Source organism: Streptomyces sp. NPDC013457 (assembly GCF_043089925.1).
Classification (GTDB): Bacteria; Actinomycetota; Actinomycetes; order Streptomycetales; family Streptomycetaceae; genus Streptomyces.
In genome coordinates this window covers 108,374-130,722 of the sequence record NZ_JBICBL010000012.1, presented here as the reverse complement: position 1 = coordinate 130,722, position 22,349 = coordinate 108,374, and the positions used below count along the sequence as shown (strand labels likewise).

The following is a 22,349-nucleotide window of genomic DNA, read 5'->3' as shown; positions in this document are numbered from 1 at the left end:
GGCACCGGGCTTCGTGCGCCGCGACCGCGCTCCGGCGGCTCAGCCCGGCGTGACGGGCAGGACGTCCGGAGACAGCGCGGCCGCTCGCGCCGTGGCGCTCGTCATCCTCTTGCGGTGATGGCGTCGGCACAGCACCTCGTAGCCGATCTCGTCGCCCACGTTCACATCGCCGACCACGACCTGCGCGCCCTCGACGACCATCGCGCCGCCGACGGTCCGTGCATTGTGCGTGGCCCGCGCACCGCACCAGCACAGGGCCTCGACCTGGAGCACCTCGACCCGGTCGGCGAGCTCCACGAGCCGCTGCGAACCGGGGAAGAGCTTCGAGCGGAAGTCGGTGGTGATGCCGAAGGCGAAGACGTCGAGCGCGAGATCGTCGACGACCCGGGCCAGCTGGTCGATCTGCTCGGGCGACAGGAACTGCGCCTCGTCCGCGATGACGTAGTCGCAGCGGCCGCCCTTGGAGAGATGGGTGACGAGGTACGCGTAGAAGTCGAAGCCCTCAGCCGCCTCCACCGCGTCCGTGACCAGGCCGAGCCGCGAGGAGAGCTTGCCCTCGCCCGCCCGGTCGTCCCGCGTGAAGATCATGCCCTGGAGGCCACGGGTGGAGCGGTTGTGCTCGATCTGAAGAGCGAGGGTGCTCTTTCCGCAGTCCATCGTTCCGGAGAAGAACACCAGCTCGGGCATGGGAGGTCGAGGACCTTTCAGGGCGTGGGTGAGGGGGACGGAGTCGCGGGGTGACGGAGTGACGGCGGTACGGGCTGCGGAGTCAGGAACGGACTTCTACGAGCGGCACCAGCTGCTCCGCCGGCGTCATCGAACCGTGCACGCCGACCATCGCCGACTCGTGGGGCTCGTTGACGGACGCGGTGATGATGACATCGTCATGGGCCGCGGCGACCACGTCGCCGATCCTGCCGTACACGCGCTCGTCGACCGCGTCGCCGAACCAGCCGAGCGCGATGGCCTCGTCGCGGCTCGCCACCCAGAACTGCTCGCCGAGCACCTCCCGCCAGCACGTCAGCACATCGGCCTCGGCACCCGGCACCGCGTAGACATGGCGGGCACGGCCCTCGCCGCCGAGCAGGGCGACCCCGGCGCGCAGCTCCCAGTCCTCGTCGAAGTCGATCCGGTGCCGGTCGTCGAAGGGGATGTCCACCATGCCGTGGTCGGCCGTCACATACAGGGCCGAGTGGGGCGGCAGCTGCTCGGCGAGCCGCTGCACGAGCCGGTCGACGAACATCAGCTGCCCGCGCCAGGCGTCGGAGTCGATGCCGAAGCGGTGTCCGGCCCCGTCGAGTTCGCTGTAGTACGTGTAGACCAGGGAGCGGTCGCCGCCGGCGAGCTGCTCCGCGGCGAAGTCCATCCGCTCCTCGCCGGAGAGCCGGCCGTGGAACGTTCCGCCACTCAACGCGATCTTGGTGAGCGGAGTGTCCTGGAAGATCGGCGAGGAGACCTGGGCGGTGTGGATGCCCGCCTCGTGCGCGAGCCGGAAGACGGTGGGGTACGGCTGCCAGACCTGCGGCGAGGTCCACGGCTTCCAGCGGAGCTGGTTCATCAGCTCGCCCGTGTCGGGGTTGCGGACGGTGTAGCCGGGCAGTCCGTGCGCGCCGGGGACGAGGCCGGTGCCCACCGAGGCGAGCGAGGTCGCCGTGGTGGCCGGGAAACCGGCGGTGACCGGACGGCCCGTACCGCCGCGCGAGGTGCCGAGGAGCGAGGTGAGGTACGGAGCCTCGTCCGGGTGGGCCTTGATCTGCTCCCAGCCGAGTCCGTCGATCAGGAAGACGCAGTTCCGGTCGGCGGGCGACAGCTCGGAGATCCGGGCCTCGAAGCCGGGGACGCCCTGGCCGGCGACGAGCGTCGGGAGGACGTCGGCGAGCGAGCCCTTGCCGTACTCGGGGACGGGTGCCGTGGCGGGGTCGAGCGGGACGGGTTCGTCCGACCAGCCGGGGGTGACGGCGGTGGGCTGGACCATCAGCGGGTCGCCGCGGTGGCTTCGGAGAGCGACTGGGCGAAGGCGAGGGTCTGGCGCACGGTGTCCGGGCCGTCTCCGGCGTCGCTGACGCGCAGGCTGAGGTCGTCGGCGGTGGCGTTGCCGGTGTAGCCGTGGTCGGCGTCGCAGTTGGGGTCGCCGCAGGCGGCGGGCTCCAGGTCGATCCGCGAGACGGCGCCCCAGCCGATGGTGAGGACGACCTCACGGGGCAGGGTGCCGGGCGTGTAGGACTCGGGGTTGGCGACGACGCGGCTGACGACGACGGAGGAGATCCGGTCGAGCTTGACCGACTCGGTGGACGTCGTGGCGTACGGCGTCGGGGAGCTGTTGTCGGCGGCCTGCTCGTCGGTGTGGCTGACGATGAAACGGTTGGCCGTCAGGACGAGGACCGTGACATGACGACGGACCTCGTTGGAGTCGAACGTGGTCTCCTGGTGCACCACGTACGACGCGATCGCCTCGCCACCGACGGCGGCCTCCACCGCCTCGGCCACGAGGGCCGGGTAGTAGCCGCTGCGCTCGATCGCCGCGCGCAGCCCTTGGGTCGTCGTACCGGTCTTCGCCATGGACTCCATCCTAATCCGTCGGAAGGGGCACTCCGGGACGCTCCGGGGCCGGGTTGAGGCGGGTTTCAGTAGCTCGGAAGGCTGCGGGGACCCAGGTCCGTGCGGGGCGGGGGCGGGGCCAGCCGGACCGTCGCGCCGAGCGCGGAGAGGCCGTGCGGGGCGACGACCACGGGCTCCAGCGTGATCGCGACCACTTCGGGGTGGTCGTCGACGAGCCGGGAGACGCGCAGCAGCAGTTCCTCCAGGGCGGGTGTGTCGACGGGGGCGGAGCCGCGCCAGCCGAAGAGGAGCGGGGCGGTGCGGATGGAGCGGACGAGTTCGGCGGCGTCGCGGTCGGTGGCGGGGACGAGGCGGTGGGACATGTCCCCGAGCAGCTCGGAGGCGGCTCCGGCGAGTCCGAAGGAGAGCACGGCACCGACGGCGGGGTCGATGGCCGAGCGGACGACGGTGTCGACACCGCGGGGAACCATGGCCTGGACGACCGGCTGGAGCTCGGCGGGCTTGCCGAGCGCCTCGGTCAGTTCGGCGTAGGCGGTACGGAGTTGTTCCTCGCCCGCCAGGTCGAGCCGTACGCCCCCGAGGTCGGGACGGTGGCGCAGGTGGGGGGCGGTCGTCTTGAGGGCGACCGGGTATCCGAGCCGGGCGGCGGCGAGGACGGCGTCGTCGGGGGTGGGCGCGGGGAGGGTGGGGAGCACGTCGATCCCGTACCGCCCGAGCAGCTCGCGCGCCGCGTCGGCGTCGAGCGTGGCGCCCCGGGTGTCCGTGTCCTCCCCGAGTACGCGCTCGATCTGCGCGGCGGCCCCGCCCTCGTCGATGTCCTCGAACTCGGGCACCCGCCCGGGCTCGGCCGCCTGTCGCCGCCACTGCCCGTACCGCACGGCCTCGGCCAACGCCCGCACGGCCCGCTCGGCGGCGGGGTAGGCGGGAATCCCCCCGCCGAGGGGCCCGGCACCGTCTGCGGCGGCCGAACCCTCGGCGGCGTCGCGGGGGACGGCGCCGCCGGTGCGGGGGTGGGCTGCGGCGGCGCCAGGACCGCCCGAGCCGGAGGCGAGGGCCCCGGCAGCCCCGGCACCGCCGGTGCGCGGGTCGCCGGCGGCGCCGGACCCGCCGACGCTGGGCGCCGGGGGGCCGTCCGGCGATCGGCGCGGCGGCGCGGTGTCGCCGGCCGGGGGCGCGGCGCTGGGCGGTGGCGTCGGTCCGCCGGTCGCAGGGTCGGTGGAGGTCGGACCGGCGCCCGGGCCCCCGGGCGCGGTGGTGTCGGGGCGTACGGGCACGGCGGCCGTGGGGGCGCCGCCGCCCCGGCCCGCGGACGCGGCCGCGGTATGGGCGCCGCCTGGGCCCGTGGGCTCGGGAAGTCGGCGGGCCCGGGTGGGCGGGCGGGTGCTCGTCGCCGCCGAGAGCGCCTCCGCCAGGCCGCCCATCTCCACGTGGACCACCACCACCGGCTTCGCCGGGGACGGAGCGGAGGCGACCGCCTCGCGGAGGTACGCCGCGAGGACCTCGCCGTCGCCTGACTCGACCGCCCCGTTCTCGCCGACCCAGGGGATCGCGGTCACGACGACCGCGTCGCAGGCGTCGTCCGCGAGCGCCGCCGCCAGCGCGGCGCGGAAGTCCGCGGGGCTCGCGCCCGTCGTCAGGTCCAGCGGGCGGTGCGGACGGAGCCCCTCCGTCAGACAGGCGTCGTACGTCAGCAGCCCGAGTGACTCGGAGTTGCCGAGGATCGCCACGCGCGGCCCGGCGGGCAGCGGCTGGCCCGCCAGGAGCAGCCCCGCGTCGACGAGTTCGGTGACCGTGTCGACGCGGATGACCCCGGCCTGCCGGAGCAGCGCCGCGACCGTGGCGTGCGGGATCCGGGTGACCGGCACCCGGTGCCCCGGCGGCGCGCTCCCGCTGTGCCGCGCGCCCTTGACCACCACGACCGGTTTGACCGCCGCCGTGCGCCGGGCGAGCCGGGTGAACTTCCGGGGGTTCCCGATGGACTCCAGGTACAGCAGAACGACGTCCGTCTCCGGGTCGTCGTACCAGTGCTGGAGGAAGTCGTTGCCGGAGACGTCGGCCCGGTTGCCCGCCGAGATGAAGGAGGAGATGCCCGCGCCGTGCCGGTGCAGCCCGGCGAGGAGCGCGATACCGATCGCGCCGGACTGGGTGAAGAGCCCGATGCGTCCGGCGGCCGGCGCCTGCGGCGCGAGCGAGGCGTTCAGCCGGACACCGGCCGAGGTGTTGATGATCCCGAACGCGTTCGGCCCGATGATCCGCATCCCGTACGAGCGGGCCTGCCGCACCAGCTCCCGCTGCCGGTCCCGGCCCTCGGCCGTGCCCGTCTCCGCGTAGCCCGCCGAGAGCACGACGAGCCCCCGCACCCCGTGCTCCCCGCAGTCCGCGACCGCCTCCGGCACGCGCTCGGCGGGAACGGCCACGATCGCGAGGTCCACCGGTTCGCCGATGTCCCCGACGGAGCGGAAGGCCGGTACTCCGTCGAGCGTGGCGGTCTCCACGGGGAGCGCGCCGTTCACGGCGTACGTCCGTCCGCCGAACCCGCCGTCGAGGAGGATGCGCAGGACCGCCCGGCCCACGCCGCCCGGTGTGCGTCCGGCGCCGACGACGGCGACCGAGCCGGGTGTGAGGAGCCGCTGCACGGAACGCGCCTCGGCCCGCTGCTCCCGCGCGCGCTGCACGGCGAGCGAGCGGTCCGTGGGCTCCAGGTCGAGGTGGAGCCGTACCGAGCCGTCCTCGAAGCTCCGCTTCTGGGTGTACCCCGCGTCGGTGAAGACCTTGATCATCTTGGTGTTCGCAGGCAGCACCTCCGCCGCGAACCGCCGGATGTCGCGCTCGCGCGCCACCGCCGCGATGTGTTCGAGCAGTGCGGACGCCACGCCCCGCCCCTGGTGCGCGTCCTGGACCAGGAAGGCGACCTCGGCCTCGTCGGCCGGTGCGGAGGCGGGCATGCCGCGGTCGTCGATCCGGTCGTACCGCACGGTGGCGATGAACTCCCCGCCGACCGTCGCCGCGAGCCCCACCCGGTCGACGAAGTCGTGGTGGGTGAAGCGGTGCACGTCCTTGGCGGAGAGCCGTGGGTACGGCGCGAAGAAGCGGTAGTACTTCGACTCGTCGGAGACCTGCTCGTAGAAGCTGACCAGCCGTTCGGCGTCGTCGGCCGTGATGGGCCTGATGCGCGCCGTGCCGCCGTCGCGGAGGACCACGTCCGCTTCCCAGTGGTCGGGATAGGCGTGCTCCGGCTGTGTCGCCTCCGCCGCCTGTGGCGACTGCACTGCCTGTACCGGCTCCCCCGGCCGGCCCGGCTGTTCCGACGCGCTCTGCATGGGGCAAGCCTACGGCCGGGGTCCGACACGGGCACCGGTCGCGCGGCACCTGTGCGCCATGCAAGGTAAGGAGGACCGATCGGCCCTCGCGCGGGGGCCGGAGGTCGGCCACGACCACCCCGCGGCCCGTGAGAGACTGGTCTAGACAACCCGCTTGAGACTTGAAGGGCAACACCATGGCTGAGCGCCGCGTCAACGTCGGCTGGGCCGAGGGCCTGCACGCCCGCCCCGCCTCCATCTTCGTCCGTGCCGCCACGGCCTCCGGCGTCCCCGTGACGATCGCGAAGGCCGACGGCAACCCGGTCAACGCCGCGTCGATGCTCGCGGTGCTCGGTCTGGGCGCGCAGGGCGGCGAGGAGATCGTTCTCGCTTCGGACGCCGAGGGCGCCGAGGTCGCGCTCGACCGCCTGGCGAAGCTGGTTGCCGAGGGGCTCGAGGAGCTTCCCGAGACCGTCTGACCCGATCTCCGAAGAAGCCGCGCACGCCGGAACACCGGCGGCGCGGCTTTTTCGTCCCCCCGATTCCGCGGGCACATTCCCGGCGGCGCATCACGGACAGCGAATTGTGCACGGCGCGTCGCGCACTGCGCATTCCCGAGCGCCATTCCGGGCGGACGTCAATCCAGGCGGACGCCGATCCGGACGAGCACCATTCCGGGCAGGAAAGAACCGGCCCGCGAAATTCAGTGCTCTTTGTATACGGCTCGCTCGTTAATTCCGGACGCTCGCGGTGTTTACGACATGTTGCGAAACCCTCACGCGCCCGTGCTCCGGGCCCTTCAGCCGGTGCAGCACCAGTGACCGCTCGGTGTGCGTCGCGGTCAGCACCCGGGCCCGCTCCGCGTCGCCGCGCGCCACCGCGTCCACGATCGCCCCGTGCTCGGCCCACGCCTCGGCCGGCTGGGACGGGAGCTCGATGGCGTACATCCAGTCGATCTTGTGCCGCAGCTGGGTGAGCAGGGCGCTGAGCGCCGGGCTGCCCGAGGCCTGGGCCAGCGTCTCGTGGAACCAGCCGCCGAGCGGGCGCAGGTCCTCCGCCTGACCCCGCCTGGCCCGCTCCTGCCCCAGCCTGACCAGGCCCCGCAGCACCTTGAGGTGCGCCTCGGTGCGGCGCTGCGCGGCGCGCGCGGCCCCCAGCGGCTCCAGCAGGGACCGTACGTCCAGCAGGTCCGCCGCCTCCTGCTCGGTGGGCTCGGCGACCTGGGCGCCCGCGTGGCGGCGGGTGATCACGAAGCCCTCGGACTCCAGGGTGCGCAGCGCCTCCCGGACGGGGACGCGGGAGACTCCGTAACGGCGGGCGAGCTGCTCCTCCGTCAGCCGGCTGCCGCGCTCGAAGACCCCGGTGACGATGTCGTCCCGGATCGCCGTGCATACAGAGTGCGCGGGAATGCGCATGTTCGACCTCCGCCTTGATCCGCGCGAAACCGGTTCTCCGGCGACTCTATTGCAGCAGGGCTTTGTTTCCGACGGCTCTCAAGGATCCATGGATATGTTTTCGGTCAGCGAAAAGCCCCGGCTCGGTACGAGCCGGGGCTTTTCTGAGAAGCCGGGAAAGACCTCGACCGGTCAGACGTTCACACCGCGCGCGCGGAGGTACGCGATCGGGTTGATGTCGGAGCCGTACTCGGCGGTGGTGCGGGCCTCGAAGTGGAGGTGCGGCCCCGTGGAGTTGCCGGTCGAGCCGGAGATGCCTATCTGCTGGCCCGGGGTGACGGACTGACCGACCCCGACACTGATGGCCGAGAGGTGACCGTACTGGGTGTACGTGCCGTCGTTCATCCGGATGACGACGTTGTTCCCGTACGCACCGCCCCAGCCCGCCTCGACGACGGTGCCGGAGCCGACGGAGACGACCTTGGTGCCGGAGGCGGCGTGGAAGTCGACGCCGGAGTGGCTGCCGGAGGACCAGAGCGCACCGCCGGTCTTGTAGCCGGTGCTGACGTACGAGCCGGCCACGGGGAGCTGGAAGGAGTTCAGGCGCTTGCGCTCGGCCTCACGGGCGGCGCGCTCCTTGGCCTCGCGGATCTCCTTGGCGCGGGCCTCGGCCTTGCGCTTCGCCTCGGCCCTGGCACGGGCCTCCGCCTGGCGCTTCGCCTCGGCCTCGGCGGCCTCGCGCTCCTGGGCGGCGGCCTGGGCGTCGATGGTGTCGGCGAGCGAGTCGGCGGCGATGATCTGGGTCAGCCCGGTGTCCTCGACCGAGGGGGCAGCGTCCGCGTCGACGGCGAGTGCCGGGGAGGCGAGGGTTCCGATGACGCCGGTGGTGGCGAGGGTCGCGACGCCGGCGATGCCGGCGGTGCGGCGCGACAGACGACTCGGACCACGATGCTTCCCGGTGGCACGGGTGAACGCCATGTAGGGGCTGTTCCTTTCCTTCCTTCTCGCCTACCGGGTTAGCTGACGGGTTCGGAGCAGGAAGGTCTCCTACGGGCCCCTCCGCACGGGTGCGAAGGCGTCCGATTCACCCCAGGGACTTCGTGTGGGTCCCCGGCTCCCCAGGCTCGCGCCTGACGGGGACTCGGCGATGACTGTCCGGTGCCGCGGGTGCGGCGGGTGCAACTGGCGAACAGCCGGACCGACGCTAAGCGGACCGTCTTTCAATCACCAAACAGACACGGCTGTTTGTAAGACATGCCACAGGGCATACAGTCACCCTCCGCAGCAATACGGACAAAGAGGAGGACCCCGGCGTACCGTGACGTCGGGGCCCTCCGGTGCCGCCGGACGCGGCGGCGCGGCGACTCGATCAGCCGGTGACGACGGTCACTTCGCCGATGCCGAGGGCGCGTACGGGCTCCTCGATCTCCGACGCGTCACCCACGAGCACGGTGACGAGACGGTCCACGGGGAAGGCGTTGACGACCGCCGCCGTCGCCTCCACCGTGCCGGTCTCGGCGAGACGCGCGTACAACTGCGCCTGGAAATCGTCCGGAAGGTGCTGCTCGACCTGGTCGGCGAGGGTCGCGGCGACCGAGGCGGCGGTCTCGTACTTGAGCGGCGCCACACCCACCAGGTTCTGCACGGCCACATCGCGCTCGGCGTCCGTCAGGCCTTCCGCGGCGAGAGTGCGCAGCACCTTCCACAGGTCGTCAAGTGCCGGACCGGTGTTGGGGGTGTCGACGGAGCCGCTGATGGCGAGCATCGAGGCGCCGTTGCCCTTGCCGTCGGAGCGCAGCACCTGGCCGAAGGCACGGACACCGTAGGTGTAGCCCTTCTCCTCGCGCAGGACACGGTCCAGGCGGGAGGTGAGCGTGCCACCGAGGCAGTACGTGCCGAGTACCTGGGCCGGCCAGACGCGGTCGTGCCGGTCGGCGCCGACACGGCCGATCAGCAGCTGGGTCTGGACGGCACCCGGGCGGTCGACGATGACCACACGGCCGGTGTCGTCGGCCGTGATCGGCGGGACCGGGCGGGGCTCGGCGGTGTTGCCCGTCCAGGCGCCGAGCGACTCGGCGAGCACCTTGTCCAGGTCCACGTCGGTCAGGTCGCCGACGACGACGGCCGTGGCCGTGGACGGCCGGACGTGCGCGTCGAAGAAGGCACGGACGGCGGCGGCGTCGATCGGCTCCACCGTCTCCTCGGTGCCCTGGCGCGGCCGGGACATGCGCGAGTCGGCCGGGAAGAGCTCCTTGGAGAGCTGCTTGGCCGCCCGGCGGGCCGGGTTGGCCGCCTCGTGCGGGATCTCGTCGAGCCGGTTGCGCACCAGGCGCTCGACCTCGGTCTCGAGGAACGCCGGCGCGATCAGGGCCTCGGAGAGCAGCCCGAGCGCCTTGGGCAGCCGGGAGACGGGGACCTCCAGGGAGACCCGTACACCCGGGTGGTCGGCGTGCGCGTCGAGCGTGGCGCCGCAGCGCTCCAGCTCGGCGGCGAACTCCTCGGCGGTGTGCTGGTCCGTGCCCTCGGAGAGGGCGCGGGCCATGATCGTGGCGACACCGTCGAGGCCGGCGGGCTCGGCCTCCAGCGGTGCGTCGAGGAAGATCTCGACGGCGACGACCTGCTGGCCGGGGCGGTGGCAGCGCAGCACCGTCAGGCCGTTGTCCAGCGCTCCGCGGTCCGGGGCCGGGAAGGCCCAGGGCCGGGCGGTGCCCGGCTCCGGCTGCGGGTGGAACGTCATGTTCGTCAAAGACGCGGCGGCGTCGGTCACTGGTCCGCTCCCTCTTCCTCGTCGCTGTCGGCCGGCTCGGCGTCGTTCTGTTCGGTGCCGAGCGGCTCGTAGACCAGCACCGCGCGGTTGTCCGGGCGCAGCCGGGCCGCGGCGGCGGCCCGCACCTCCTCGGCGGTGACGTCGAGGACCCGGTTGACGGCGGTCAGGGCGAGCTGCGGGTCGCCGAACAGGACCGCGTAGCGGCAGAGTTCGTCGGCGCGGCCCGCGACCGTGCCGAGCCGGTCCAGCCACTCGCGCTCCAACTGGGCCTGCGCGCGCTCCATCTCCTCGGGCGTCGGGCCCTCGGCGGCGAACCGGGCCAGCTCCTCGTCGACGGCGGCCTCGATCTGGGGCACCTCGACCCCGCCGGACGTCTTGACGTCCAGCCAGCCGAGCGAGGGCGCGCCGGCCAGGCGGAGGAGACCGAAGCCTGCGGCCACGGCCGTACGGTCGCGCCGGACCAGGCGGTTGTGGAGCCGGGACGACTCGCCGCCGCCGAGGACGGTCAGGGCGAGGTCCGCGGCGTCGCACTCGCGCGTGCCGTCGTGCGGAAGCCGGTAGGCGGCCATCAGCGCGCGGGCCGGGACCTCCTCCTCGACGACCTCGCGCAGCTGCTCCCCGAGGACGTCGGGCAGCGTGCCGTCGCGCGGGGGCAGCTTGCCGTCGTGGGACGGGATGGAACCGAAGTACTTCTCGATCCAGGCCAGGGTCTGCGCCGGGTCGATGTCGCCGACGACCGAGAGGACCGCGTTGTTCGGCGCGTAGTACGTGCGGAAGAAGGCCCGCGCGTCCTCCAGCGTCGCCGCGTCCAGGTCGGCCATGGAGCCGATCGGCGTGTGGTGGTAGGGGTGGCCCTCGGGGTAGGCCAGCGCGGTGAGCTTCTCGAAGGCCGTGCCGTAGGGCACGTTGTCGTACCGCTGGCGGCGCTCGTTCTTGACGACGTCCCGCTGGTTCTCCATGGACTCGTCGTCCAGGGCGGCGAGCAGCGAGCCCATGCGGTCCGCCTCCAGCCAGAGCGCGAGCTCCAGCTGGTGCGTGGGCATGGTCTCGAAGTAGTTGGTGCGCTCGAAGCTCGTCGTGCCGTTGAGCGAGCCGCCCGCACCCTGCACCAGCTCGAAGTGGCCGTTGCCGTGGACCTGCTTCGAGCCCTGGAACATCAGGTGCTCGAAGAGGTGGGCGAGGCCGGTGCGGCCCGCGACCTCGTGGCGGGAACCGACGTCGTACCAGAGGCACACCGCGGCGACCGGGGTCAGGTGGTCCTCGGAGAGCACCACGCGCAGGCCGTTGGCCAGCCGGTGCTCGGTCGCTGTCAGGCCGCCGGAGCCGGCCTCTGCCGTGGCCGTGTGACCCATGGGCATGTACGTCCCTTCGATCGCGATATGGAAAAGTCCTGCCACCCTATGCAAGCGCACCGGCACCTGGCGAAGTTCCCGCAGGTTCCCGGCGTCCCTCTTCCGGGTCGCGGGGGCGTCGCGCACCCCTGACGGCGGCCCGTACCCGGGTCGCGGTCGGCGTTGTCGGTGGGACGGTCCACAATGGTCCGCGTCAGATCAACCTTGTTGGTGAAGGAGCCGCAGCCGCGATGGCCCGCCGCAGCACGAAGACACCGCCGCCGGACGACGCGTTCGAGGAGAGGATCCTCGACATCGACGTCGTCGACGAGATGCAGGGCTCCTTCCTCGAGTACGCGTACTCGGTGATCTACTCCCGCGCGCTGCCGGACGCCCGCGACGGCATGAAGCCCGTCCAGCGCCGCATCGTGTACCAGATGAACGAGATGGGCCTGCGCCCCGACCGCGGCTACGTGAAGTGCGCCCGCGTCGTCGGCGAGGTCATGGGCAAGCTGCACCCGCACGGCGACGCGTCGATCTACGACGCGATGGTGCGCATGGCCCAGCCGTTCTCCATGCGCCTCCCGCTGGTCGACGGCCACGGCAACTTCGGCTCGCTGGGCAACGACGACCCGCCGGCCGCCATGCGGTACACCGAGTCGAAGATGGCCGCCGCGGCGCTCATGATGACGGAGTCGATCGACGAGGACACCGTCGACTTCTCGCCGAACTACGACGGCCAGGAGCGGGAGCCGGTCACGCTCCCCGCCGCGTATCCGAACCTGCTGGTCAACGGCGCGTCCGGCATCGCGGTCGGCATGGCGACCAACATGCCCCCGCACAACCTGGGCGAGGTCATCGCCGCCGCCCGGCACCTGATCCGGTACCCGAACGCGGACCTCGAGGCGCTCATGCGCTTCGTCCCCGGGCCCGACCTGCCCACCGGCGGCCGGATCGTCGGTCTGTCGGGCATCAAGGACGCGTACGAGAACGGCCGCGGCACGTTCAAGATCCGCGCCACGGCGACGGTGGAGACCGTGACGGCCCGCCGCAAGGGCATCGTCGTCACCGAGCTGCCCTTCACGGTCGGCCCCGAGAAGGTCATCTCCAAGATCAAGGACCTGGTCGGCTCCAAGAAGCTGCAGGGCATCGCGGACGTCAAGGACCTCACCGACCGCAACCACGGTCTGCGCCTGGTGATCGAGGTCAAGAACGGCTTCGTGCCCGAGGCGGTCCTGGAGCAGCTCTACAAGCTGACGCCGATGGAGGAGTCCTTCGGTATCAACAACGTGGCGCTGGTCGACGGCCAGCCGCTCACACTGGGCCTCAAGGAGCTCCTGGAGGTCTATCTCGACCACCGCTTCGACGTGGTGCGCCGGCGCTCCGAGTTCCGCCGGGGCAAGAAGCGCGACCGGCTGCACCTGGTCGAGGGCCTGCTCGTCGCCCTGCTCGACATCGACGAGGTCATCCGTCTCATCCGCTCCAGCGAGAACTCGGCGCAGGCCAAGGAGCGCCTCGTCGAGCACTTCTCGCTGAGCGAGGTCCAGACGCAGTACATCCTCGACACCCCGCTGCGCCGGCTCACCAAGTTCGACCGGATCGAGCTGGAGACCGAGCGCGACCGCCTCAACGGCGAGATCGACGAGCTGACCGGGATCCTGGACTCCGACAGCGAGCTGCGCAAGCTGGTCTCGGGCGAACTGGCCGCGGTGGCGAAGAAGTTCGGCACCGACCGGCGTACGGTCCTGCTGGAGTCGGCGGGCGCGCCGATCGCCGCGACGTCCCTGGAGGTCGCGGACGACCCCTGCCGCGTGCTGCTGTCCTCGACGGGGCTGCTGGCCCGTACGGCGACGGAGGAGATCCCGGCCGCCACGGACGGCAAGCGCGCCAAGCACGACGCGATCGTCTCCGTGGTCCCGGCGACACAGCGCGGCGACGTCGGCGCGGTGACCTCCGCCGGACGCCTGCTGCGGATCGCGGTGATCGACCTGCCCCAGCTGCCGAACACGGCCGCCGCGCCGAACCTGGCGGGCGGGGCGCCGCTGGCGGAGTTCCTCACCCTGGAGGACGACGAGACGGTCGTCTGCCTGACCACGCTCGACGAGGCCTCCCCGGGCCTTGCGCTCGGCACGCTCCAGGGCGTGGTGAAGCGCGTCGTGCCGGACTACCCGGCGAACAAGGACGAGCTGGAGGTCATCACCCTCAAGGAGGGTGACCGGATCGTCGGGGCGACCGAGCTGCGGACGGGCGAGGAGGATCTGGTCTTCATCACCTCCGACGCCCAGCTGCTGCGCTACCAGGCCTCGCAGGTACGGCCCCAGGGCCGCCCGGCGGGCGGTATGGCGGGCATCAAGCTCGCCGAGGGCGCCGAGGTGCTCTCGTTCACCGCGGTGGACCCGGCGGCGGACGCGGTGGTGTTCACCGTCGCGGGCTCCACGGGCACGCTGGACGGTTCGGCGGCCACGTCGGCGAAGCTGACGCCGTTCGACCAGTACCCCCGCAAGGGGCGTGCGACCGGCGGTGTGCGCTGCCAGCGGTTCCTGAAGGGCGAGGACGCGCTGATCCTGGCCTGGGCGGGCGCCACCCCGGCGCACGCCGCGCAGGCGAACGGCACGCCGGTGGAGCTGCCCGAGGCCGACCCGCGCCGCGACGGCTCGGGCACCCCGCTGCCGAAGCCGGTCACGGTGGTGGCGGGCCCGGCGAGCTAGAGCGCGGGACCGGTCTCCGGACCGGTCTCGCCACCGGACCCCTGGTCGATCTCCTGTACGTACCGCAGGACGCCCCACATGCTGTGTTCGTCGGGGGCGTCCTGCGGGCCGTTCACCTGGCAGGCGACGAGCTCCTTGCGGAGCGCGTCGCCGTCGATGCCCGAGCCGATCAGGACGAGCTGGGTGAGCCGCTCCTCGCCGGCCGGCCAGGGCTCGGGGTAGAAGCGCAGGAACCTGCCGACGGCGTGCACGCCGTAGCGGTTGTCGGGGTCGGCGTCGCCGAAGTCCACCCATCCCTTGATGCGGTAGAGCCCCTCGGGCCGGGAGTCCAGGAACGTCATGAGCCTGCGGGGGTGCAGCGCCGTGCCGGAGGCCAGGGAGAGGGTCTCGTAGGAGGCGTGCGGGTGGTCGTGCGCGTCGTCGGGGTCGCCGTACAGCAGGTCCTCGATCGACATCTGGCCCTCGATCTCCCCTTCCGGGACGACCCGCTCGAAGAGGAGCTCGGGGTCGACGCGTCCGTGGGCGGCGCGGACCACGGCGGCGGGCCCCGCGAGCCGCGTGACGGCCTCGTGGACGGCGTCCAGCTCCCGCTCCCCCACGCGGTCGGCCTTGTTGACGACCACCAGGTCGGCGAGAGCGAGATGCCGGTCGGTCTCGGGGTGCCGGGCCCGCGTCCGCGTGAACTCGGCCGCGTCGACGACCTGCACGAGCCCGCCGTACACGATCCGCTCGTTGTCGCTGGCGAGCACCATCCGGACGAGCTCCTGGGGCTCGGCCAGCCCGCTGGCCTCGACGACGATCACGTCGAGGCGCATCTCGGGCCGGGTGAGGACCTCGAGGTACTCGTCCAGCTCGCTCACGTCGACGGCACAGCACAGGCACCCGTTGCCGAGCGAGACGGTGGAACCGACCTGCCCGGCGACGGTCATGGCGTCGATCCCGATGTCCCCGAAGTCGTTGACCATGACCCCGATCCGGGTCCCGCGGGCGCTGCGCAGGAGATGGTTGAGCAGCGTGGTCTTCCCCGACCCGAGGAACCCGGAAAGGACGACGACGGGAATCTGCTGCCTACCCAAGGGAACCCCTCCGACCCACAACCCACAAAGCCCCCAGAGTAGCCCGAGCCCAGCACGGACCCGCGACACAGAGCCGCCGCGCCCCCGGCCAGCCGCCGACGTCGATCACCGCCCACGGGGCGACCCGCACCTCTGCCCTCCCACTCGCACCAACGGCCCGCACCCGCCCCGCCGCCCTTCGCCCGACCGCCCGCAGCCGCCCACGGCGGACGACGTCCCACAGGGCGACCCGCACCCCTGCCCTCCCACTCACACGGGTGGGTGCGGGTTGGACCCCGGCCCGGCCGAAGGCCGACCGCACCCCTTACCCGCCCACGGCCGCACCCACCCCGCCGCTCTACGCCCCTGACCGCCCGCAGCCGCCGACATCGATCCACCGCCCACGGGACGACCCGCACCCCTGCCCTCCCACCCGCACGGGTGGGTGCGGGTTGGGAACCCCAGCCCGGCCGAAGGCCGACCGCACCCCTTACCCGCCCACGGGCCGCACCCCCACGGGCCCGCACCACCCATCGCCCCACCGCCCCGCGCCCCCGCACATTTCCGGTCCCCGCCCCCTCCCCGTACCGTTCCTGCCATGAGCCCCGCACCGACCACCCCCGCGCGCCCCACCCCGCGCCGTCGGCGGTTCGGCTGGCCGCGGCGGGTCTTCGCGCAGGTCCTCCTCATGCAGCTGGCCATCGCTTCCGGCGTCACGGTGCTGGCCACCGGCCTCTTCCTCGCACCGCTCAGCGACCAGCTCGACGACCAGGCCATGCGCCGCGCCCTCGCCATCGCCGAGACCACCGCCTCGCCCGAGGTCGCCGCCTCACTGCGCGCCTCCGGCCCCTCCCCCGTCGGCCCCGTGCAGGTCGAGGCCGAGCGGATCCGGCAGGCCACCGGCGCCGAGTACGTGGTCGTCATGGACACCCGAGGGGTGCGCTGGTCCCACACCGACCCCGCTCAGATCGGCAGGATCGTCTCCACGGACCCCAGCGCCGCCCTCTCGGGGCAGGAGGTCATGGAGATCGACAGCGGCACACTCGGCCGCTCCGCGCGCGGCAAGGCGCCCCTGCGCGACGCGGACGGGACCATCGTCGGCGCGGTGTCCGTCGGCATCGAGTACGACAGCGTCCACGACCGGCTCCTCGGGGCGATCCCGGGGCTCCTCGCGTACGCCGGCGGCGCCCTGGCGGCCGGCGCCCTGGCCGCGTACCTGATCTCCCGCAGGCTTCAGCGGCAGACCCACGACCTCGCGTTCTCGGACATCTCCGCGCTCCTCGCCGAACGCGAGGCCATGCTCCACGGCATCCGCGAGGGCGTCGTGGCGCTCGACCACGCAGGCCGCATCCGGCTCATGAACGACGAGGCCCAGCGTCTCCTCGGCATCGGCCCCGAGGCCACCGGAAGCCCGCTGGAGGAGGCGCTCGGCTCCGGCCGTACGGCCGATGTGCTGGCCGGCCGAGTCACGGGCGAGGACCTGGTGACCGTCCGGGGCCACCGCGTGCTGATCGCCAACCGGATGCCGACGGACGACGGCGGCGCCGTCGCCACCTTGCGCGACCGCACCGAGCTGGAGCGGCTCGGCCGCGAGCTCGACTCCACCCGTGGCCTGATCGACGCCCTCCGCGCCCAGGACCATGAGCACGCCAACAGGCTGCACACCCTCCTGGGCCTGCTGGAGCTGGAGCTGCACGACGAGGCGGTGGAGTTCGTCACCGAGGTCGTCGGAGTCCACCGTGCCACCGCCGAGCAGGTCACCGAGAAGATCCACGACCCGCTGCTCGCCGCCCTTCTGGTCGGCAAGGCCACGGTCGCCGCCGAACGGGGCGTCTCCCTGCGGATCTCGGCCGACTCGCTGCTCCCCGACCGGCTGGTCGACCCGCGCGAGCTGGTCACGGTCGTCGGCAACCTCGTCGACAACGCCCTGGACGCCGCCTCGGGCACCGCCGACGCACGCGTCGAGATCGCCCTGCGGGCCGAGGGCCGCACCGCCGTCCTGTGCGTCACCGACAGCGGCCCCGGCGTCCCGTACGACCGGCGCGAACTCATCTTCACCGAAGGGTGGACCACCAAGGAACTGCCCTCCCACGGCAAGCGGGGCCTGGGGCTCGCTCTCGTCCGCCGGCTCGCCGAACGTCAGGGCGGCAGTGCCCGGGTGGACACGGGCCCGGACGGTGGCGCCGAGTTCACGGTCGTCCTCCCCGAGGCGCTGAACGAGCCGGAGCCCTCGTCCCCGCTCGTGGCTTCCACGCTCGAGGAGCCGAAGTGATCGACGTCCTGGTCGTCGACGACGACCGCCGCGTCGCGCAGATCAACGCTGCCTACGTGACGAAGGTGCCCGGCTTCCAGGTCGTCGCCACCGCCCACTCGACGGCCGAGGCGCTCGCCCGCCTCGCCGAGATGCCCGTCGACCTGATCCTGCTCGACCACTACCTGCCGGACGAGAACGGCCTCGCCGTCGTACGGGAACTGCGGCGTCTGGGCCACCAGACCGACGTGATCATGGTGACCGCCGCGCGCGATGTGGCGACCGTGCAGGCGGCGATGCGCCACGGCGCACTGCAGTACCTGGTCAAGCCCTTCGCCTTCGCCGGACTGCGCGCCAAACTGGAGGCGTACGCGGCGCTGCGCGACACCCTCGACGGCGGCGGCGAGGCGGAACAGGCCGAGGTCGACCGCATCTTCGGCGCCCTCTCGGCGGGCGCAGTGGAGCCCGACCTTCCCAAGGGGCACTCCCCCACCACCGCCGAGCTGGTACGGCAGGTGCTGCTCGCCGCCGATGGAGGCCTGTCGGCGCAGGAGATCGCCGAGCGGGCGGGTGTCAGCCGGCAGACCGCCCAGCGCTATCTCAAGCTGCTCGAACGGACCGGCCGGGTGCGGCTCTCGCTGAAGTACGGCGAGACGGGCCGCCCCGAGCACCGGTACGTCTGGGCGAAGTCCACCGGCTGACCCCGTAGCGTCCGTAGCGCCCGTTCGGACCACCGGTTCACACTGCTGTTCACACCACCGGTTCACACCGCCCCGGCGCCGGTCAGCGCCCTGACCTCCGTCTCCGCGTGCCTGGCCACGTCGGGCGGCTCCGAGGAGGTGACGGTCCCGATCCAGCCGGCCAGGAAGCCGAGCGGGATGGAGACCACCCCCGGGTTCTGGAGCGGGAACACCTGGAAGTCGACGCCGGGGAAAAGCGCGTCGGGGCTCCCGGAGACGACGGGTGAGAGCACGACGAGCAGTACCGCCGGGACAAGCCCCCCGTACACCGACCACACGGCGCCCCGTGTGGTGAAGTTCCGCCAGAACAGCGAGTACAGCAGTACGGGAAGGTTGGCCGACGCGGCGACCGCGAAGGCGAGACCGACCAGGAACGCCACGTTGAGGTCGCGGGCGAGCAGGCCGAGTCCGATCGCCGCCACGCCGATCCCGGCCGCGGCGAGCCGCGCCACGGTCACCTCGCTGTACGGCTTCGCGCGCCTCCCCCGGCGGCGCAGTGAGGCGTACAGATCGTGGGCGACGGAGGCGGAGGAGGCGAGGGTGATGCCGGCGACGACGGCCAGGATGGTCGCGAAGGCGACGGCGGCGACGATCGCGAAGAGCACCGTGCCTCCGGTCGAGCCCGCACCCCCGCCGAGATCGAGAGCGAGCAGCGGTACGGCGGTGTTCCCGGCCGCGTTGGAGGCGCGGACGGCGTCGGGGCCGATGATCGCGGCCGCGCCGAAGCCGAGCACGATCGTCATCAGGTAGAAGCCGCCGATGAGCCCGATCGCCCAGACGACGGAACGGCGGGCGGCCCGCGCGGTCGGCACCGTGTAGAACCGGGACAGGATGTGCGGGAGGCCCGCGGTGCCGAGTACGAGGGCGACACCGAGGCTGATGAAGTCGAGCCGTGCGGTCCACTCCCCGCCGTAGCGCAGGCCGGGGGCGAGGAAGTCCCGTCCGTGGCCGCTGCGTTCGGCGGCCGTGGCGAGCAGGTGGTTGAAGTCCCCGTGGAAGCGGAGCAGGACGAGCACGGTGAGGGTGATCGTGCCGGCCATCAGCAGGACCGCCTTGACGATCTGGATCCAGGTGGTGGCCCGCATCCCGCCGAGCGACACGTAGATCACCATCAGGGCGCCGACGCCGATCACGGTCCAGGAACGGGCGGCTTCGCTGGTGCCCCCGAGGAGCAGGGCGACCAGACTCCCTGCGCCGACCATCTGGGCGACGAGATAGAGCACGGAGACCGTGACGGAGGAGGTGCCGGCGGCGATCCGGACGGGACGCTCGGCCATCCGGGCCACGACGACGTCGGCGAGGGTGAACCGGCCGCAGTTCCGGACCAGTTCGGCGACGAGAAGCAGCACCACCAGCCAGGCGACGAGGAATCCGACGGAGTACAGCATGCCGTCGTAGCCGAAGAGGGCGATCAGTCCGGAGATGCCGAGGAAGGAGGCGGCGGACATGTAGTCGCCGGCGATGGCGAAACCGTTCTCCAGTGGGGAGAAGAGCCTGCCGCCTGCGTAGAACTCCTCCGCCGAACCGCGCCGGTTGCGGCTCACCCAGGTGGTGATCCCGAGCGTCACCGCGATGAACGCGCTGAACAGCAGCAGCGCGAGTGTCTGGTGGTCGCCGTTCACCCTCGGCCTCCCCGTGCCGTCTCCTGTGCCCGCGTCTCGTCGAACACCGTCCAGCGCAGCTCCAAGGCGGCGCGGTCACGCCGCAGCCGGGCATGCCGGGCGTAGGCCCAGGTCAGCAGGAAGGTGGTGAGGAACTGCCCGAGCCCGGCGAGCATCGCGACGTTCACCATCCCGAGAACGGGCCGGGCCATGAGTCCTGGAGCCGCCGTCGCCGCCACGACATAGGCGAGGTACCAGATGAGGAAGGCGAGGGCCGCCGGGATCACGAACCGCCGGTAGCGGCTGCGTACTTCCTGGAAGGCGGGGCTGCGCTGGACCTCCAGGTAGATGTCGGCGGCCGCGTGGCGGCCCTGCTGCTGGCGCGGTACGGCCCCCGTCGGCGCCGCGCCATGTTCTGCCTCGGCGCCGGGCGTCTCCGTGTCGGCCGACTCGCCCCAGCCGGAGGCGAGCGCGTCGTACCAGGGGTCGTCGATCCGCACCGCGGGGGCGCCGGGCTCTTCGTCCTTCTCCACCGCTGAACTCTCCTTGTCAGCGAACCGTTTCGGCCGCGTGCCCAAGGATGGACAGAGCGGGAAGATCCCGGACTCTTCTCCCTCCTTACTTCACCCCATCAGGTGATGGTTCTCCCAGGTGGTGCGCCGAGCCCGTGCTGATATGCGTACCGGACCGCCTGCGCCCTGTCGCGCACGCCCGCTTTGGCGAAGAGATTGTTGATGTGGGTCTTCACGGTGGCGGTGGAGATGCTCAATCGGGCGCCGATCTCCTGGTTGGAGAGGCCGTCCGCGACCAAGGTGAGCACCTCGGCCTCGCGGTCGGTGAGCCCGTCGGGCAGCGGATCCGCCTGCCGCCGTGAGCCGCTGGACAGGTCACGGGAAGGCCGTCCTCCTCTCTCGGGCTGGGTCATCAGCTGTTCCAGGAGGCGCCGTTGGACAGAGGGCGCGAGTCCGGCCCGCCCGTCGAGCACATCGTGCACGGCCCGTACGATCTCCTCCCCTCCGGCGTCCTTGGTGAGATAACCGCGCGCTCCTGCCCGGAGCGCCGGGAAGAGCGAGTCGTCGTCGGCGTACGTGGTGAGGACGACGATTTCGGTGCCCGGGTGTTCGGCGCGAATCCGCCGGGTCGCCTCCACGCCGTCACAGCGAGGCATCCGAAGGTCCATCAGCACCACATCAGGCGCGAGTTCGGCGGTCAGGGCGACGGCCTCCTCGCCGTCCCTCGCGGCCCCGACGACCTCGATGCCGGGCAGCAGCCCTAGGACGAGCACGATGCCCTCCCTCACCATGGACTGGTCGTCGGCCACGATCACCCGCGCCACCTTGCGGTCGCCGTACCGGTCCTCAGGGGCGCTCATGCCGGCACCCGCAGCCGTACCGCGAAGCCGCTGCCTTCGGGCCCCGCGTCCAGCGTCCCGCCCAGCAGTTCGGCGCGCTCCCGCATGCCGAGCAGCCCGTATCCCGAGCCGGAGGCGCCGAGCCCCGCCGCCTGGGCCGCGCCGGACACACCGACCGCGCCAGGCGTCGCCCCGGGCCTGTCAGGGGCGAGTGGTGCCCCCGAATCCCGTATCTCCAAGGCGACCTCCCCCTTCTCGTAGGTGAGCAGCAACCGTGTCCTGGCCCCGGGTGCGTGTTTGCGAACGTTGGTGAGGGCTTCCTGTGCCACTCGCCGTACAGCTTGCGAGGCTTCCGCCGGAAGGTGTCTACGGGCGCCGATCACCTTGACCTCGGCCCTGTCCTCGCGCGCCAGCTCCAGCAGATAGTCCTCCACCGGCACCATGTCGCCGCGCAGCGCGGAGAGCGCCTGCCGGGTCTCGGCGAGCCCTTCCCGGGCCATCGAGCGGGCGGCCACCACCCGCTCCAGGATCGTCTCCCGCTCCGCGCCCGCCTCTATCTGCAGCCTGGCCGCCTCCAGGTGGACCATCTGCGCGGAGAGGCTGTGCGCCAGGACGTCATGGATCTCGCGGGCGATCCTGGCCCGCTCGGCCAGGGCCGCGGAGGCCGCCTCGGCCTCGCGCGCCGCGCGCTCCTGCGCCAGCAGCCGGAATCCGGCGCTGCGGGCCTCGCCGTCCAGGCGGAGGGAGTACCCGGTGAGCAGTACGGCGGCGGTGGTCACTCCGGCCCCCAGGACCCCGGTCTCGTCCGCGTCCACGAATCCCCCCGAGAGGACGAGCACGGTGACGAGGGCGACGAGGAGCGGCAGCCGCTCCATGGCGGTCACGGAGACGACGATCCAGAGCAGGGTGGCTGCCACGTCGGCTCCGGCGACATGCGCCGCGAGGCCGAGGCCGGCGACGGCGGCCAGCAGCCCGAGGGAGTCTGCGAGCCGGTTGGCGAAGGTCGCCCGGTGGTAGGCGGCGATCAGGGCCGCCGCGAGGACAAGCCCCGGTGGGACCAGCGCTCCGTACCAGCCGGGGAAGGCGCCCGACCGAAAGGCGCTGACCGCGATCCCGCCGCTGATCGCGGCGAGCAGCAGTCCGTCGAGCACGAGGCGGCCCCGTGGCACGCCGACCCGGGTCAGCGCTTCCGGCGCGGGCCATGCGAGCCATCGGGCTGTCGACTTGTTGCTTTTCACGTCCGTCCCCCTCCGTCGCTTCGATGCTACGGAGCGGGAGGGCGGCTGTGATCGG

Annotated in this window: 17 protein-coding genes and 1 riboswitch; of the genes, 4 read left to right on the top strand and 13 right to left on the bottom strand. The window is 72.4% G+C overall.

The annotated features are described in order from the left end of the window. Positions 1-39 precede the first annotated feature (39 nt). From ACF1G2_RS29250 to ACF1G2_RS29235, 4 genes are all read right to left on the bottom strand, one after another. The gene (locus tag ACF1G2_RS29250) at positions 40-687 is read right to left on the bottom strand and encodes a thymidine kinase (protein ID WP_391801173.1); all 648 of its coding nucleotides are present in this window, start codon (positions 685-687) and stop codon (positions 40-42) included. 82 nt (positions 688-769) lie between these two features. Next, complete coding sequence (locus ACF1G2_RS29245) at positions 770-1,975, bottom strand: alkaline phosphatase family protein (RefSeq protein WP_391801172.1); 1,206 nt, start codon at positions 1,973-1,975, stop codon at positions 770-772. After that, positions 1,975-2,559, bottom strand: coding sequence for a DUF5998 family protein (locus tag ACF1G2_RS29240; protein ID WP_391801171.1), 585 nt, complete (start codon positions 2,557-2,559; stop codon positions 1,975-1,977). Before ACF1G2_RS29240 ends, ACF1G2_RS29245 begins: the two co-directional genes overlap by 1 nt. Positions 2,560-2,624: 65 nt before the next feature. Continuing rightward, entirely contained in the window at positions 2,625-5,879 is a 3,255-nt protein-coding gene (locus ACF1G2_RS29235; protein ID WP_391801170.1) for a GNAT family N-acetyltransferase, read from the bottom strand. Positions 5,880-6,055: 176 nt separating this feature from the next. Between ACF1G2_RS29235 and ACF1G2_RS29230 the strand changes: the two genes are divergently transcribed. Then, positions 6,056-6,337, top strand: a complete 282-nt coding sequence (locus ACF1G2_RS29230) for an HPr family phosphocarrier protein (RefSeq protein ID WP_361767649.1) — start codon at positions 6,056-6,058, stop codon at positions 6,335-6,337. 252 nt (positions 6,338-6,589) lie between these two features. Here the strand turns inward: ACF1G2_RS29230 and ACF1G2_RS29225 are convergent, their stop codons facing one another. The 4 genes from ACF1G2_RS29225 to ACF1G2_RS29210 all read right to left on the bottom strand — a co-directional run bounded on the left by ACF1G2_RS29225 (position 6,590) and on the right by ACF1G2_RS29210 (position 11,377). Then, on the bottom strand, positions 6,590-7,273 hold the full coding sequence (locus ACF1G2_RS29225; protein WP_391801169.1) for a GntR family transcriptional regulator: 684 nt from the start codon (positions 7,271-7,273) through the stop codon (positions 6,590-6,592). Between the two features lie 171 nt (positions 7,274-7,444). Next, complete coding sequence (locus ACF1G2_RS29220) at positions 7,445-8,230, bottom strand: M23 family metallopeptidase (protein WP_391801168.1); 786 nt, start codon at positions 8,228-8,230, stop codon at positions 7,445-7,447. A 12-nt stretch (positions 8,231-8,242) separates the two neighbouring features. Further along, positions 8,243-8,409, bottom strand: a riboswitch (cyclic di-AMP (ydaO/yuaA leader). Between the two features lie 212 nt (positions 8,410-8,621). Then, positions 8,622-9,989, bottom strand: a complete 1,368-nt coding sequence (locus ACF1G2_RS29215; RefSeq protein WP_391801266.1) for a M16 family metallopeptidase — start codon at positions 9,987-9,989, stop codon at positions 8,622-8,624. A gap of 26 nt (positions 9,990-10,015) precedes the next feature. Next, positions 10,016-11,377 carry a M16 family metallopeptidase gene (locus ACF1G2_RS29210; protein WP_391801167.1) on the bottom strand — a complete coding sequence of 454 codons (1,362 nt, stop codon included), beginning with the start codon at positions 11,375-11,377 and terminating at the stop codon, positions 10,016-10,018. Positions 11,378-11,601: 224 nt separating this feature from the next. Between ACF1G2_RS29210 and ACF1G2_RS29205 the strand changes: the two genes are divergently transcribed. Beyond that, positions 11,602-14,058 (top strand): DNA topoisomerase (ATP-hydrolyzing) subunit A, encoded by a 2,457-nt coding sequence (locus ACF1G2_RS29205; protein WP_391801166.1) that lies wholly within the window; start codon positions 11,602-11,604, stop codon positions 14,056-14,058. On the opposite strand, the gene ACF1G2_RS29200 is transcribed toward ACF1G2_RS29205, so the two are convergent. Beyond that, positions 14,055-15,134, bottom strand: coding sequence for a CobW family GTP-binding protein (locus tag ACF1G2_RS29200; RefSeq protein WP_391801165.1), 1,080 nt, complete (start codon positions 15,132-15,134; stop codon positions 14,055-14,057). The two genes, ACF1G2_RS29205 and ACF1G2_RS29200, sit on opposite strands and share 4 nt — an antisense overlap. A gap of 577 nt (positions 15,135-15,711) precedes the next feature. Here ACF1G2_RS29200 and ACF1G2_RS29195 point away from each other — a divergent pair. Together ACF1G2_RS29195 and ACF1G2_RS29190 are read left to right on the top strand one after the other, a co-directional pair. Then, positions 15,712-17,385: an ATP-binding protein gene (locus ACF1G2_RS29195; RefSeq protein ID WP_391801164.1), complete on the top strand. Its 1,674-nt coding sequence runs from the start codon at positions 15,712-15,714 to the stop codon at positions 17,383-17,385. Next, positions 17,382-18,065, top strand: a complete 684-nt coding sequence (locus ACF1G2_RS29190; protein WP_391801163.1) for a response regulator — start codon at positions 17,382-17,384, stop codon at positions 18,063-18,065. Before ACF1G2_RS29195 ends, ACF1G2_RS29190 begins: the two co-directional genes overlap by 4 nt. Positions 18,066-18,127: 62 nt before the next feature. On the opposite strand, the gene ACF1G2_RS29185 is transcribed toward ACF1G2_RS29190, so the two are convergent. The 4 genes from ACF1G2_RS29185 to ACF1G2_RS29170 all read right to left on the bottom strand — a co-directional run bounded on the left by ACF1G2_RS29185 (position 18,128) and on the right by ACF1G2_RS29170 (position 22,294). Further along, entirely contained in the window at positions 18,128-19,726 is a 1,599-nt protein-coding gene (locus ACF1G2_RS29185) for a cation acetate symporter (protein ID WP_391801162.1), read from the bottom strand. Next, positions 19,723-20,238, bottom strand: a complete 516-nt coding sequence (locus tag ACF1G2_RS29180; protein WP_391801161.1) for a DUF485 domain-containing protein — start codon at positions 20,236-20,238, stop codon at positions 19,723-19,725. Before ACF1G2_RS29180 ends, ACF1G2_RS29185 begins: the two co-directional genes overlap by 4 nt. 98 nt (positions 20,239-20,336) lie before the next feature. Continuing rightward, a complete protein-coding gene (locus ACF1G2_RS29175) occupies positions 20,337-21,077 on the bottom strand; it encodes a response regulator (protein ID WP_391801160.1) in 741 nt (246 codons plus the stop codon). Then, the gene (locus tag ACF1G2_RS29170; protein WP_391801159.1) at positions 21,074-22,294 is read right to left on the bottom strand and encodes a sensor histidine kinase; all 1,221 of its coding nucleotides are present in this window, start codon (positions 22,292-22,294) and stop codon (positions 21,074-21,076) included. The genes ACF1G2_RS29175 and ACF1G2_RS29170 overlap by 4 nt, the downstream gene beginning before the upstream one ends. Positions 22,295-22,349 lie beyond the last annotated feature (55 nt).

Coding starts and splice junctions, on each gene's coding strand:
- ACF1G2_RS29235 (WP_391801170.1), bottom strand. CDS start 5,879: ATGCAGAGCGCGTCGGAACAGCCGGGCCGGCCGGGGGAGCCGGTACAG.
- ACF1G2_RS29215 (WP_391801266.1), bottom strand. CDS start 9,989: ATGACGTTCCACCCGCAGCCGGAGCCGGGCACCGCCCGGCCCTGGGCC.
- ACF1G2_RS29225 (WP_391801169.1), bottom strand. CDS start 7,273: ATGCGCATTCCCGCGCACTCTGTATGCACGGCGATCCGGGACGACATC.
- ACF1G2_RS29175 (WP_391801160.1), bottom strand. CDS start 21,077: ATGAGCGCCCCTGAGGACCGGTACGGCGACCGCAAGGTGGCGCGGGTG.
- ACF1G2_RS29230 (WP_361767649.1), top strand. CDS start 6,056: ATGGCTGAGCGCCGCGTCAACGTCGGCTGGGCCGAGGGCCTGCACGCC.
- ACF1G2_RS29210 (WP_391801167.1), bottom strand. CDS start 11,377: ATGCCCATGGGTCACACGGCCACGGCAGAGGCCGGCTCCGGCGGCCTG.
- ACF1G2_RS29250 (WP_391801173.1), bottom strand. CDS start 687: ATGCCCGAGCTGGTGTTCTTCTCCGGAACGATGGACTGCGGAAAGAGC.
- ACF1G2_RS29220 (WP_391801168.1), bottom strand. CDS start 8,230: ATGGCGTTCACCCGTGCCACCGGGAAGCATCGTGGTCCGAGTCGTCTG.
- ACF1G2_RS29205 (WP_391801166.1), top strand. CDS start 11,602: ATGGCCCGCCGCAGCACGAAGACACCGCCGCCGGACGACGCGTTCGAG.
- ACF1G2_RS29240 (WP_391801171.1), bottom strand. CDS start 2,559: ATGGCGAAGACCGGTACGACGACCCAAGGGCTGCGCGCGGCGATCGAG.
- ACF1G2_RS29195 (WP_391801164.1), top strand. CDS start 15,712: ATGAGCCCCGCACCGACCACCCCCGCGCGCCCCACCCCGCGCCGTCGG.
- ACF1G2_RS29245 (WP_391801172.1), bottom strand. CDS start 1,975: ATGGTCCAGCCCACCGCCGTCACCCCCGGCTGGTCGGACGAACCCGTC.